General features: G+C 68.4%; 10 protein-coding genes. 7 read left to right on the top strand and 3 right to left on the bottom strand.

Annotated features, from left to right (window positions below; all coding sequences use genetic code 11):
• The first annotated feature begins 6 nt into the window (after positions 1 to 6).
• Positions 7 to 2,433, top strand: a complete 2,427-nt coding sequence (locus QRN53_RS06835) for a phosphoketolase family protein (protein WP_285243264.1) — start codon at positions 7 to 9, stop codon at positions 2,431 to 2,433.
• A 1-nt stretch (position 2,434) separates the two neighbouring features.
• Here the strand turns inward: QRN53_RS06835 and QRN53_RS06830 are convergent, their stop codons facing one another.
• The 3 genes from QRN53_RS06830 to QRN53_RS06820 all read right to left on the bottom strand — a co-directional run bounded on the left by QRN53_RS06830 (position 2,435) and on the right by QRN53_RS06820 (position 5,176).
• The gene (locus tag QRN53_RS06830; protein WP_285243263.1) at positions 2,435 to 3,190 is read right to left on the bottom strand and encodes a DUF429 domain-containing protein; all 756 of its coding nucleotides are present in this window, start codon (positions 3,188 to 3,190) and stop codon (positions 2,435 to 2,437) included.
• 7 nt (positions 3,191 to 3,197) lie between these two features.
• Entirely contained in the window at positions 3,198 to 4,541 is a 1,344-nt protein-coding gene (locus QRN53_RS06825) for a carboxylesterase family protein (RefSeq protein WP_285243262.1), read from the bottom strand.
• Positions 4,542 to 4,687: 146 nt separating this feature from the next.
• Entirely contained in the window at positions 4,688 to 5,176 is a 489-nt protein-coding gene (locus QRN53_RS06820) for an inorganic diphosphatase (RefSeq protein WP_142042744.1), read from the bottom strand.
• 154 nt (positions 5,177 to 5,330) lie between these two features.
• Between QRN53_RS06820 and dacB the strand changes: the two genes are divergently transcribed.
• The 6 genes from dacB to ftsH all read left to right on the top strand — a co-directional run bounded on the left by dacB (position 5,331) and on the right by ftsH (position 13,368).
• Entirely contained in the window at positions 5,331 to 6,848 is a 1,518-nt protein-coding gene (gene dacB, locus QRN53_RS06815) for a D-alanyl-D-alanine carboxypeptidase/D-alanyl-D-alanine endopeptidase (RefSeq protein ID WP_285243261.1), read from the top strand.
• Between the two features lie 268 nt (positions 6,849 to 7,116).
• Complete coding sequence (locus QRN53_RS06810) at positions 7,117 to 8,247, top strand: Rv3626c family coenzyme F420 biosynthesis-associated protein (RefSeq protein ID WP_285243510.1); 1,131 nt, start codon at positions 7,117 to 7,119, stop codon at positions 8,245 to 8,247.
• A 123-nt stretch (positions 8,248 to 8,370) separates the two neighbouring features.
• The gene (gene tilS, locus QRN53_RS06805; protein ID WP_285243509.1) at positions 8,371 to 9,435 is read left to right on the top strand and encodes a tRNA lysidine(34) synthetase TilS; all 1,065 of its coding nucleotides are present in this window, start codon (positions 8,371 to 8,373) and stop codon (positions 9,433 to 9,435) included.
• A 30-nt stretch (positions 9,436 to 9,465) separates the two neighbouring features.
• A complete protein-coding gene (hpt, locus tag QRN53_RS06800; RefSeq protein ID WP_285243260.1) occupies positions 9,466 to 10,017 on the top strand; it encodes a hypoxanthine phosphoribosyltransferase in 552 nt (183 codons plus the stop codon).
• A 41-nt stretch (positions 10,018 to 10,058) separates the two neighbouring features.
• A complete protein-coding gene (locus tag QRN53_RS06795; protein WP_285243259.1) occupies positions 10,059 to 11,132 on the top strand; it encodes a LacI family DNA-binding transcriptional regulator in 1,074 nt (357 codons plus the stop codon).
• A gap of 172 nt (positions 11,133 to 11,304) precedes the next feature.
• Positions 11,305 to 13,368 carry an ATP-dependent zinc metalloprotease FtsH gene (gene ftsH / locus QRN53_RS06790; protein ID WP_285243258.1) on the top strand — a complete coding sequence of 688 codons (2,064 nt, stop codon included), beginning with the start codon at positions 11,305 to 11,307 and terminating at the stop codon, positions 13,366 to 13,368.
• Position 13,369: the final 1 nt, after the last annotated feature.

The following is a 13,369-nucleotide window of genomic DNA, read 5'->3' as shown; positions in this document are numbered from 1 at the left end:
ATGGCTATGGCCGGGAATACAGGGCACGACGACATGCGGCACGACGGGCAGGGGCAGGCACCGGCGTCGGCGGACGAACTGGCCCTGGTGGACCGCTGGTGGCGGGCCGCAAACTACCTCTCGGTGGGGCAGATCTACCTGCGGTCCAACCCGCTCCTGCGGGAACCGCTGCAGGCGGAGGACACCAAGTCCCGCCTGTTGGGCCACTGGGGCACCACACCCGGACTCAACTTTGTTTACGCCCACCTGAACCGCGTGATCCGCCGCAACTCCCTGGAGATGCTCTTTGTGGCCGGTCCCGGCCATGGGGGCCCCGCCGTCGTCGCCAATGCCTGGCTGGAGGGAACGTATTCCGAAATCTTTGCCCACGTGGGCAACGATGAGGCCGGCATGGCTGAACTGTTCCGGCAGTTCTCGTACCCCGGGGGAATCCCCAGCCACGCGGCCCCGGAAACTCCCGGTTCCATCAGCGAAGGCGGGGAACTCGGGTACTCCCTGGCGCACGCTTACGGGTCGGTGTTCGACAACCCCCGGCTGGTGACCGCCGTTGTGATTGGCGACGGCGAGGCGGAAACCGGGCCACTGGCTGCCAGCTGGCACTCCCACAACTTCCTGGATCCCGCGGCGGACGGCGCGGTGCTGCCCATCCTGCACCTGAACGGCTACAAGATCGCCAACCCCACCATCCTGGCCCGGATGCCTGAGCAGCAGTTGGAGCAGCTGCTGCGCGGCTATGGGCACGAGCCATATTTCGTCACCGTGGCGGACCCGGACAACACGGAACAGGCACACCGGGATTTCGCCGCGGTCCTGGACCGGTGCCTGGCGGACATCAAAGCCATCCAGGACGCCCACCGGCAAGTCCCCGCCGGCGCGGAAACAGGGGAGGGTGGCCACCGCTGGCCGATGATCGTGCTGCGCTCGCCGAAGGGCTGGACCGGGCCGCGGACCGTGGATGGGCTGCAGGTGGAAGGGACGTGGCGTGCGCACCAGGTGCCGCTGTCCGAAGTCCGCACCAATGGTGACCACCTGAAGCAGCTGGAGGAATGGATGCAGTCCTACCGGCCCCGGGAACTGTTCGACGGCGGCGGCAGGCTCCGCGCCGATGTCGCCGAGGGCGCCCCCACCGGCGACTTCCGGATGAGTGCAACGCCGCACGCCAACGGCGGACTGCTCAGGCGCGCCCTGAAGCTGCCCGCCTACCGGGACCACGCCGTGGAGGTGCCCCGCCCGGGCACTGAACGGGTGAGCCCGATGGTCACGCTGGGCTCCTGGATGCGGGACGTGATTGCGCAGAACATGGAGAACTTCCGGCTTTTCGGGCCGGACGAGACAGCCTCCAACCGGCTGCAGAACGTCTACGAGGCCACCGACAAGGTGTGGCAGTACCGGGTTGACGACGTCGACGAGCACCTTGCGCGCTCCGGCCGCGTCCTGGAGGTGCTGAGCGAGCACCTGTGCCAGGGCTGGCTGGAAGGATACCTCCTCACCGGCCGGCACGGGGTGTTCAACTGCTACGAGGCCTTCGTCCACATTGTCGATTCCATGTTCAACCAGCACGCCAAATGGCTTAAAGTCTCGCGGGCACTGCCGTGGCGCCGGCCGGTGGCTTCCCTGAACTATGTGCTGTCCTCGCACGTCTGGCAGCAGGACCACAATGGTTTCTCGCACCAGGATCCGGGCTTCATCGACCACGCGGTGAACAAGAAGGCCGAGGTCATCCGGGTGTACCTGCCGCCGGACGTCAACACCCTGCTGTCCGTCATGGAGCACTGCCTGGCCTCTACGGACTACGTGAACATCGTGGTCAGCGGCAAGCAGCCCTCGCCCACGTGGCTTGGCCCTGCAGACGCCGCCAACCACTGCCGGCGCGGCCTGGGCATCTGGACGTTCGCGGGGTCCGAGGTGCCCGGCGAGGAGCCCGACGTCGTCCTGGCCTGCGCCGGCGACGTCCCCACCGTGGAGACCGTCGCCGCCGCCGAACTGCTCCGGGACGGCGCTCCCGGGCTCAAAGTACGGGTGGTGAACGTGGTGGACCTCATGCGGCTGCAGGATGACAGCGAGCATCCGCATGGCCTCGCCGCACACGACTTTGACGGCATCTTCACCTCGGACAAGCCGGTCATTTTCGCCTACCACGGCTATCCTGCGCTGATCCACCGGCTTGCGTACCGCCGGACCAACCAGCAGGGCCTGCACGTGCACGGGTACAAGGAAGAGGGCACCACCACCACGCCGTTCGACATGTCCATGCTCAACGGAATTGACCGCTTCACCCTGGCCATCGACGCGATCGACCGCGTCCCCGGCCTGGCGGGGAAGCACGCGCTGTTGCGCCAGGACCTGCAGGACCGGCGCAACCGGGCGCGTGAGCACACCCGCACGCACGGTGAGGACCCGGAGGAGATCCGGAACTGGAGGCTCGGCGGCTGACTTACTGAAGCGGGAGTTCATCCAGCGTGCAGCCGGGCAGGTGGATCCAGCCTTCGCTGCGCGCGGCCGCAGCGTGGGCGATGTCCGGCAGGAGCGTACGACGCCGGGCCACGGCACGGGCGGTCAGTGACGCGATGACGGCGTCGAAAAGGTCGTCCGAACTGGTTAGCCTGTCCCGGTCACCGCCCAGGTCCAGCCATGGTGCCCGCTCCTCGAGGGCCGCAAGCAGCAAGCCAAGGCGTTCGGATTCCGGGGCGCCCCGGCCTTTGTAGCCGCGGCCGTTCAGGCCCCAGATCTTCAGGGACGCCGCCGGATACACCTCGGCCAGGCGGCCGGAACCGTCCCTCGGTTGCGGGCCATGGAGTTGGGCGATCTTTGCCTGGATGACCGCGCAGCGCATGGCAGGGTGGGCCAGCCGGTCCGCGGAGACGCTGAGCGGGATCAGGCCAGTCCGTGCCGTGCAGAAACGGTCCGTGTCCCGGTACGCGAGCAGCCGGCGGCCGGCGATTCCGTCGTGTTCAAGGACGGGGGCCGCGATGTTGTCCAGATGGCCGGTGAGGAACGGGATCAGGGCATCGGGCCAGCCTACGGGGCAGTCGACGCCGGTCATGTCGCTGCTGCCGAACAGCTCCACGATGTGTTGGTCGTCCACGTCCAGGGCCAGGTGGGTGAGCCGGGCCTGGTGGTCACTCCACTCGATGGCCGCCACGGCAGTTTTCTTGGTGGCCGCCGCGAGGTCTACGCCAAGGGTCTTCATGCCGGGCTCAGACGCGCCGGTAGTGCAGGGCCCCGTCCACGGATCCGGCTTCGCCCAGGTCATCGCCCCGCGCAAAGGCAGCCCACAGGGCCCGTACTGAGCGGCCGGTCAGGTCCACGTCCTCCCAGCGGGCGCCCTCGATCAGGCCCACGCCGTCCCAGGTCTTCCGGGTGCCAAGCAGCAGGGGCAGGTCGATGGTGTGGGCGGCGCCGAAGATGTTGCCGGGGGCGTGCCAGTCCAGGACGTACCGGTGGGCCCGGCCGCCCGCCTTCACGTGCCGGCGGGCAAAGCGGCGGGTGGCCCGGCCGTACACGGTTTCGGTGACCACCCAGTCGATGGCGCGGACGGCGGCGGCGCCCACCAGCGGAACGGCGGCCACCCGCATGAGCCGCGGGCTGCGGGGGAGGAACAGCCTGGCCTCCTCTGAGGTGTGCCCGATCAGCACGTCGATCTCCGGCGCGGACCGGTCCCAGGCCGCCTCGACGGCATCCTCATCGGGGAGCGGATCGTGGCCGTACTGGGTTCCAAACGGCATGGCCGCGAGCATCCCGAACTTCTTGGCCACCTGGGTAACCTGTGCCTCAAGCGCCACCACGTCCATGGCCGGAGTCTCCTCCGTGACGCCGTCCGCGGCGATGCCCATGGCGTGGTTCATCTTCGCCCGGCCCCGGGTGATGCCCAGCGGTGCGCTTTGGATGATGGCACGCTGGAAGAGCGCGGGCGCCTCAGGGGTGGCCATCAGGTGGGCGATCGCGTCGCCGCCGGCGGACTGGCCGAAGGCCGTGACCTGCCGCGGGTTGCCGCCGAAGGCCGCAATGTTCCGTTGCACCCAGCGGAACGCCTCCAGTTGGTCCAGGAGCCCCAGGTTGCCGGGCCGGCCGGCCGGCGTGGCGAGGAACCCGAACAGGCCCAGGCGGTAGGTCACGGACACGACCACCACCCGGTTTTCGGCCACCAACCGGGCCGGATCGAAGATGGCCAGGTCTCCGGACCCGGTGGTGTATGACCCTCCGTGGATCCATACCATCACGGGCAGCTTTTCCTCCGGCTGGAGGTCGCCGGGCATGGTGATGGAGAGGTTCTGGCAGTCCTCGCTGCCCGGAAGTTCCCCGTACTTGGTGCCCAGGACGTCGTCGAGGAACGGTACAGGTGCTTGGGGGCAAGCGGGGGAGAGCGAGGTGGCGGCAAGCTCAGTGATCCAGTCCGGGACCGGTGCCGGCGGCTGGAACCGCCCGGCCCTTGCATACGGGATGCCGGTGGCCCGGAGGACGTCGCCGTCGCGCCAGCCGCCCACGGGGCCGCAGGGTGGGTGGAACAGAAGCTGGGATGTCAACGCTGGCTCGGAACTCACAGCCCCACGATGCCATAAGTTCCTGGAACAACGACGGCGGGTGGCCGGCTTCGAAAAGCCGGCCACCCGCCGTCGGCGTTAAGACAGGGCCCACGCCGTCAGGGGTTCCCTGACCGAGCGAAGCGAGGTTAGGGGGACGGTGGGGATTAGTGGCCGGTGGGCACGTAACGCTTGATGGAGGCTTCGAGTTCGGCTTCGGCGGCGGCGCGGTCGCCCCAGCCCTCGGCCTTGACCCACTTGCCGGGCTCCAGGTCCTTGTAGCGGGTGAAGAAGTGCTCAATTTCCTTGATCAGGAATTCGTTGACATCGCTGACTTCCTGGATGTGGTCAAAGCGGGCATCCACGGGGACGCACAGCACCTTGGCGTCTCCGCCACCGTCGTCGGTCATGTTGAAGACGCCGATGGGGCGGGATTCGACGATGACGCCCGGGTGCAGGTCGAAGTCCTGCAGCAGGACCAGGGCGTCCAGCGGGTCACCGTCCTCGCCGAGGGTGTTTTCGAAGTACCCGTAGTGGGTGGGGTACTGCATGGAGGTGAAGAGGACGCGGTCCAGGCGGACGCGGCCGGTCTCGTGGTCAACTTCGTACTTGACGCGTGATCCCTTGGGGATCTCGATGGTCACGTCGTGCTTCATGGAATGCTCCTCGGCAATTACAGGGGGTGCGCGGCACACTTGACGGCCCACAAAAAAGAGTGTCGGTGCCGCCGACTATTATTGAGGATATAGCGAGAGGCCCTGGAATCAGGAACTTGTGGGGAAATTTCAGGACTTGAGGACCAGCACCAGCATGAGCAACACAACCGGCACGGAATCGCGGCGTGGCCGGCGATCCCGGGGCTCGGCAGGCCTGGTCCGGGCCTTGAGGCCGGCCGTCCTGCCGGTGCTGGCGATATTGCTGCTGGCGGCCTTGGCGGTTCCGGGTGCTCTGCTGGTGGCCCAGGGCTTCGTCAGCCCCGGGGCTCCCGCCCCGGCAGCGCCGGTGCCGCCCTGGCAGCAGCTCCCCGCCACCGTGCCGGCCCCGCAGGCCCTTGCCCCGCTCCAGCAGTCCGCACCGGTGCCCGCGCCCTCGGTGGTGGCGGCCCAGGTGGATCCGCTGTTGACGACCGACGGCGGCGGTACGTTCACGGGCATCGTGCAGGACGCGTCCACCGGCCAGGTCCTTTTTGACCGGGGCGGCTCCGAAGGCCGGGTGCCGGCGTCCAACCTCAAGCTTCTGACGTCCGTCGCCGCGCTGCGGACCCTGGGACCGGACCATCGGTTCGCCACCAAGGTGCTGCGCGGTCCCGCTCCGGGGCAGGTAGTGCTGCTGGGTGGCGGTGACGTCCTGCTGGGGGCGGGGGAATCGCAGCCGGAACAGACACTGGGCCACGCCGGGATGGCTACCCTTGCCGCGCTGGCCGTGGATGCCCTGCGGGCTGCCGGCACCACCGGGGAAATCACCGTCCTGCTGGACGATTCGCTCTTCACGGGCCCCGCACTGAACCCGGCCTGGCTGGCGGGAGACGTTGAAGCAGGCGAAATCGCCCCGCTTTACCCGCTCGCCCTCAACTCCGCGCGTTTTGATCCCGCGGCCACCACGGGTCCGCGGCCCCAGGACGCTGCCATGGCTGCGGCCGGGGAATTCGCGGCACGGCTCCGGGCTGCAGGTGCCGGAGCGGGCCTGACCGTTGCGGCCGGCGTCGAACGCGCACCCGTGGCGGCCACGGCGGCAGGCGCCCCTGCCCAGGCACAGCCGGCGGTGCTGGCAGAGGTTGAATCGGCCACCGTGGCCGAGCAGGTGGACCTGATGCTGCAGGTATCGGACAACTACCTGGCCGAAACCATGGGCCGGATGGCGGCGCTGGCCACCGGCCGGCCCGGCAGCAATGACGGCGCCACGGCCGTGGTCACCGCCGAGGCAGGGGCCGCCGGCGTCACCCCGGACACCATCAAACTGGTGGACGTATGCGGGCTGGCCCTGGGCAACCAGGTGTCCGCCCGCCAGTTCACGGACACGGTCAGGGCCATGACCACCGGCCCCGATTCCAGGCTTCGCGGTGCCCTGGACGGGTTTCCGGTGGGCGGACTTTCCGGCACCCTGGACGCCCGGTACGGGGATGCCACCACTGCGGGCGGCGCAGGGCTGGTGCGCGCCAAGACCGGGACCTTGAACACCGTCCTGGCGCTGAGCGGCTATGTGGTGGACGCCGACGGCCGGCTCCTGGTGTTCTCTTTCATCGGCAACGGGCTCACGCCGGGGGCGGCAGGAAACAAGCAGGCGCTGGACCGGGCGGCCACGGCGCTGGCCGGATGCGGCTGCCGCTGACTTACTGCGGCTGCACGCCCAGCAACGCGGCCATGACGACGGCGGCAAGCACCGACGCCCAGCCCTTGCCCGGGCTTGTGGTCAGGGGAGGGATGGGGCGGTAGGGGATCACGGGGGGGCCTCCTTCATACGGGGTCTTGGCCTGTACCTCCACCATGGCCGGGCGGACTGGGCCGGTGCTTTCGGCACCCTGTGCTGTGGCTGTGGAAGTTCGCCGGTCAGCGAACTTTAAGGACGTTCCCCGGCCTGCTGTGTTCTGATGGGAACCATGGAGTCCACCGCGCGCGAGTCCGCACCGACGTTGTCCCCAACGGCCCAGTCCCTGATCAACTGGGACCTCGCTGCTTCCGCCGCGGCGCGGCTGGCGCCGGCCGGCCCGGTGCTGGATGAAAAGGCCATCGGCGAGGCGGTGGAGAGCCTTCGACGGCTCGCTGACGCGTCCGTCCCGCACGTCCACGAAATCACCGGCCTGGAAGCCGCCCGGGACCTCCGGGATTCCTCAGTGCTGGTGGTGGACCGGGCTTCCTGGGCCAAGGCCAACACGCAGAGCTTCGCGGTGATGCTCAAGCCGGCCATGCAGAAGATGCTGGACAGCCGCCGCGGCAACCTGAGCCCCTCCGCTGCCAGCGTCAGCGGCGCCATCACCGGCGGCCAGCTCGGCGCGGTCCTCGCCTTCCTCTCCAGCAAGGTGCTGGGCCAGTACGATCCTTTCGCGGCATTGGCCGAGAACTCCACCGCGCCCGCAGCCGGCCGGCTCCTGCTCGTGGCACCAAATATTGTCACGGTGGAGCGGGAGCTCAACGTCGCGCCGGAGGACTTCCGGCTCTGGGTGTGCCTGCACGAGCAGACCCACCGGGTCCAGTTCGCCGCGGCGCCCTGGCTGCGCCACCACATGCTGGAACAGATCGACGAACTCAGCGGCCACCTGCTGGGCAACGTCGACTCGCTGATGGAGCGCGCCTCCGCTGCTGCCCGTTCGCTGAAGGACCGCTCGGCCACCGGAAACACGCCAGGCCGGGGCGCCATCCTGGACCTCCTGCAGGACCCCGAGGAGAAGGCCGCCATCTCGCACCTCACTGCAGTGATGAGCCTCCTCGAAGGACATGCCAACGTAGTGATGGACGCCGTTGATGCCAGCATCGTCCCCTCCGTGAAGACCATCCGGCAGCGGTTCAACGACCGCGGCAAGGACCGCGGCGTGATCGAGAAGTTCATCCGCAGCCTCCTGGGCCTGGACGCGAAAATGCGGCAGTACTCCGACGGCGCACGCTTTGTCCGCGCCGTGGTGGACGTGGCCGGCATGGAGGGCTTCAACAGGGTCTGGGAGTCGGTTGACCACCTGCCCACGGAACCGGAGATCCACGACGCCAAGCTTTGGATCGACCGGATGGGTCTCTGATTGCCGGACGCCCAGCCGCAGCAGCCGCCTATGCCTGACAATCCTTCCAGCGGCCCAACCCCGCGCCGCAGCGGACGGCGCCGTCCCGGCAGGCTCGCCCCGGTCGTCGGCACCGCCCGCAAAATGCTGCAGAACGCCCTCGCCGACGCCGGATATCCCGGCCGCGTTACGGTTGCATGCAGCGGCGGGCCCGACTCCCTGGCGCTCGCCGCCGTGGCCGCCTACTTCGCCCGGCGCGGCCACGTGGACGGCCACCCGCTGGCCGTGGGCGCCGTCGTGGTGGACCATCAGCTGCAGGCCGGCTCCGCCCAGGTGGCCGCCCGCACCGCCGACGCACTGCGGGAACTCGGTCTCCACCCCGTGGAGATCCGCACCGTCACGGTCTCGGCGTCAGGCATGGGCCCGGAAGCGGCAGCCCGCGAGGCCCGGCACGCCGCACTTGAGGCGGCGGCCGCGGAGCAGGGCGCCGGCGCCATCCTCCTGGGCCACACCCTCGACGACCAGGCCGAACAGGTCCTGCTGGGCCTGGCCCGCGGCTCCGGAACCCGGTCCCTCGCCGGCATGCGGCCCGCCCGCGCAGGTACCGGCAACCAGGTGCTGTTGCGCCCGTTCCTCGGACTCCGGCGGGCCGGCACGGAGGAGATCTGCGAGGTGGAGGAACTGGAGCCCTGGCACGATCCCACCAACACCGACCCCGCGTTCGCGCGCTCGCGTACCCGGGTGGAAGTCCTCCCGCACCTTGAGCAAAAGCTGGGTCCCGGCGTGGCCGAATCCCTGGCCCGGACCGCCTCGATCCTCCAGCTGGACGCCGACTACCTGGAGGATGTGGCAGAAAGCACTTACGCCTCCCTCGTGGAGCGGGACGGCGCGGACCTCAGCCTGCCCGAGGAGCCGCTGCGGGCCCTGGCCCCTGCCATCAGGTTCCGCGTGATCGCCAAGGCGGCGGCCGCCACCGGCGGCCAGCAGCCCGGCTACCAGCGCCTTTTGGCGGCCGAAGCGCTGCTCCGGCGGCAGGGTTCGGCCGGTCCGGTGGAGCTTCCCGGCGGCGTGAGCGTGTACCGGTTGTCGTTGGCGCAACGGGAACGGCCTGCCGGTCCCGGCGGTCCGGGAGGCGCCGGTTCCGTTCCCCGTGAACGGGCGCGCTGTGGGAAGCTAGTATTCCGGCCTCAAAAACCGCCCCAAGAATAGTCGCACCCCGCATCTAAACAGGAGCCATTGGTGGATTCAAACGACGTCCAGGCAGACCTCAAGCACGTTCTCTACACCAAGGAACAGATCCAGCAGCGGATCACCGAACTCGCTGCACAGATCGACAAGGACTACGAAGGGCGCGAGATCCTCATTGTCGGTGTCCTCAAGGGCGCCGTGATGGTCATGGCAGACCTGGCCAGGGCCCTGCACAGCCACGTCTCCATGGACTGGATGGCGGTGTCCTCCTACGGCTCGGGCACCCAGTCCTCCGGTGTGGTGCGGATCCTGAAGGACCTGGACACCGACCTGATGGGCAAGGACGTCCTGATCGTCGAGGACATCATCGATTCCGGCCTCACGCTGTCCTGGCTGAAGACCAACCTGGAATCCCGCGGCACTGCCTCGGTGGAGATCTGCACCGCCTTCCGCAAGCCCACCGCCGCCAAGGTGGAGATCGACGTCAAGTACGTTGGCTACGACATCCCCAACGAATTCGTGGTGGGCTACGGCCTGGACTACGCCGAAAAGTACCGCAACCTGGACTTCGTGGGCACCCTCGCCCCGCACGTCTACGAATAAGCTGCCCGCGGGCCCAGCCCCTGCTGCCCGGGGCAACCACCGTGGGTAGCAGGAACGTTGGCATCAGGGACGTGGCCCGGGCGGCAGGGGTGTCCGCCACCACCGTCTCCCATGTCCTCAATGACGCGCCGTACGCCCGCGTCAGCCCCGAAACCCGAGAAAAAGTGAAGGCGACGGCGGTCCGGCTGGGGTACGGGCCCAACCGGCTGGCCCGGGCCCTCCGCAGCCGCAAGTCAGGTGTGCTGGGCCTGGTCAGCGAGGATGTGGCCACCACGCCGCATGCCGGCCGCATCATCCTTGGCGCCGACGAAGCGGCCCGCGCCCGCGGCTACACCCTGATGATCATCAATACGGCGGGCTGGGCGGACCACGGCTCCCGCGAAGCCGACGTGGAGTCCCTGCTGGAGCGGCAGGTGGACGGCATCCTTTACGCCACCATGTACCACCGGTACCTGGAGGCGCCCGCCAACCTTGGCAAGGTCCCTTCAGTTCTGGTGGATGCCGTCACAGCGGATGACAGCTTTCCGGCAGTAGTCCCGGACGAGTACGGCGGCGCGGCCGCCGCGGTGGAAGCCCTCCTTGCTGCGGGCCACACCCGGATCGGGTTCATCAACAACACCGAGGACGTTCCCTCCACCGTCCGGCGGCTCCAGGGTTTCCGGGACACGCTGACCCGCGCGGGCCTGGACGGCGCCTCCGCCCCCGTCGAACCGGCGTCGTCCGATGCTGCCGGCGGATACGCTGCCGCCCGCAGGATGCTGGAAAGCGGCCACCCGCCGTCGGGCCTCTTCTGCTACAACGACCGCATGGCCATGGGCGCCTACCGCGCCGCGGCGGAACTGGGCCTCTCCATCCCGGGCGACCTGTCCGTCGTCGGCTTCGATGACCAGGAACTGATTGCCGCCAGCCTTCACCCCGGCCTGACCACCGTGGCCCTGCCGCACTACGAAATGGGTGCGTGGGCGGCAGGCCGGCTGATCGACGCCATCGAAGCCGGTTCCGGCGAAGCCCCCAGGACCGGCGCCGGCACCGATGGCGGGACAGCCGGCACGGTGCTCCTCGGCTGCCCGCTGGTCACCCGCGGGTCCGTCGCAGCACCGCGGGAACAGCCCTGACCGGGGCATTCCCGGACTTCCGGGCCCGCTACGCCCACAGGGAACTTTTGCTTTTCGCTATGCGTGATGTACTCCGGACGGTGTATAGCTAGAAGCTGACGCAGCACCATCACGCGCGCAGACTACTCGCCGTGAAGCACTACCGGAAGGGACGGGGCGAGCCCCCGAACAGATGAAAGCTAAGAACTTCTTCAAAGGCCCGGGCATCTGGATCGTCGTTGTGGTCGGTCTGCTCCTCGTGGCTTTTGCAACGCTCGCCCCCGGCGGTGCGGCCCGGATCGACACGGACAAAGGCCTGGAACTGCTCTCCAGCAACAAGGTGGAGCAGGCCAAGATCTTCGACGGCGAGAACCGCGTTGACCTCACGCTGAAGGACAACCTGCAGGTGAACGGGCAGGACAAAGGCAAGAGCGTGCAGTTCTTCTTCGTGGATGCCCGTGCGCAGGATGTGGTGAAGGCAGTCACCGACGCCAAGCCCGCCCAGGGCTTCACCGACCAGCCGATCGAAAGCAACTGGTTCTCCGGCCTGCTCTCGCTCCTGATCCCCGTGATCCTGCTGGGCGCCCTCTTCTGGTTCCTGATGACCCGAATGCAGGGCGGCGGCTCCAAGATCATGCAGTTCGGCAAGTCCAAGGCCAAGATGGTCAGCAAGGACATGCCGCAAGTCACCTTCGCTGACGTGGCAGGTTCCGATGAGGCCGTGGAGGAACTGCAGGAAATCAAGGAATTCCTGCAGGAGCCCGCCAAGTTCCAGGCCGTCGGCGCCAAGATCCCCAAGGGCGTGCTGCTCTACGGCCCTCCAGGTACCGGTAAGACGCTGCTGGCCCGCGCGGTTGCCGGTGAGGCCGGCGTTCCCTTCTTCTCCATCTCAGGCTCCGACTTCGTGGAGATGTTCGTCGGCGTCGGCGCCTCCCGCGTGCGCGACCTCTTCGAACAGGCCAAGGCCAACTCGCCGGCCATCATCTTCGTGGACGAGATCGACGCCGTTGGCCGGCACCGCGGCGCCGGGATCGGCGGCGGCAACGACGAACGCGAGCAGACCCTCAACCAGTTGCTGGTGGAGATGGACGGCTTCGACGTCAAGACCAACGTCATCCTGATCGCAGCCACCAACCGGCCTGACGTCCTGGACCCGGCCCTGCTGCGTCCGGGCCGCTTCGACCGCCAAATCGGCGTGGAGGCCCCCGACCTGATCGGCCGCGACCAGATCCTCAAGGTCCATGCCAAGGGCAAGCCGATGGCTCCGGGCGTCGACCTCAAGGCCGTCGCCAAGAAGACGCCGGGCTACACCGGTGCAGACCTGGCGAACGTCCTCAACGAGGCCGCCCTGCTCACCGCGCGGTCCAACGCGAACCTGATCGATGACCGCGCCCTGGATGAGGCCATCGACCGTGTCATGGCCGGCCCGCAGAAGCGCAGCCGCGTCATGAAGGAACACGAACGCAAGATCACCGCGTACCACGAAGGCGGACACGCGCTGGTTGCCGCCGCCCTGCGGAACTCGGCACCGGTCACCAAGATCACCATCCTCCCGCGCGGCCGCGCCCTCGGCTACACCATGGTGGTGCCGGATAACGACAAGTACTCCGTGACCCGCAACGAGCTCTTGGACCAGATGGCGTACGCCATGGGCGGCCGCGTCGCCGAAGAGATCGTGTTCCACGACCCCTCCACCGGTGCGTCCAACGACATCGAAAAGGCCACCGGAACCGCCCGCAAGATGGTCACCGAATACGGCATGAGCGAACGCGTCGGCGCTGTCCGGCTGGGCCAGGGCGGCGGCGAGCCGTTCCTGGGCCGCGACGCCGGGCACGAGCGCAACTACTCGGACCAGATCGCCTACGTGGTGGACGAGGAAGTGCGCCGCCTGATCGAGCAGGCCCACGACGAGGCGTACGAAATCCTCACCGAAAACCGCGACATCCTGGACATCCTGGCCCTCGAACTGCTGGAGCGGGAAACCCTGAACCAGGCCGAGATCGCCGACATTTTCCGTGACGTCCGCAAGCGTGACTTCCGGGAGGTGTGGCTGTCCAAGGAGACCCGCCCCGTGCAGCTGGCCGGGCCGGTGGAGAGCCGCATGGAGCGTGCCGAACGCGAGGCGCAGGAAGAAGCGAAGAAGGCCCGGATGGAGGAGCCGCTGGACGCCCAGCCGCCTCATTCCCAAGGTGTCGCGGAGGATGCGCCGTTTCACGGAGGCACCCCCGAATCGGGGCCAGGGACCCTTCACGGCTAAG

Source organism: Pseudarthrobacter sp. fls2-241-R2A-127 (genome assembly GCF_030209355.1).
Taxonomy (GTDB): Bacteria; Actinomycetota; Actinomycetes; order Actinomycetales; family Micrococcaceae; genus Arthrobacter.
This window is presented reverse-complemented; position numbering and strand designations above follow the sequence as displayed.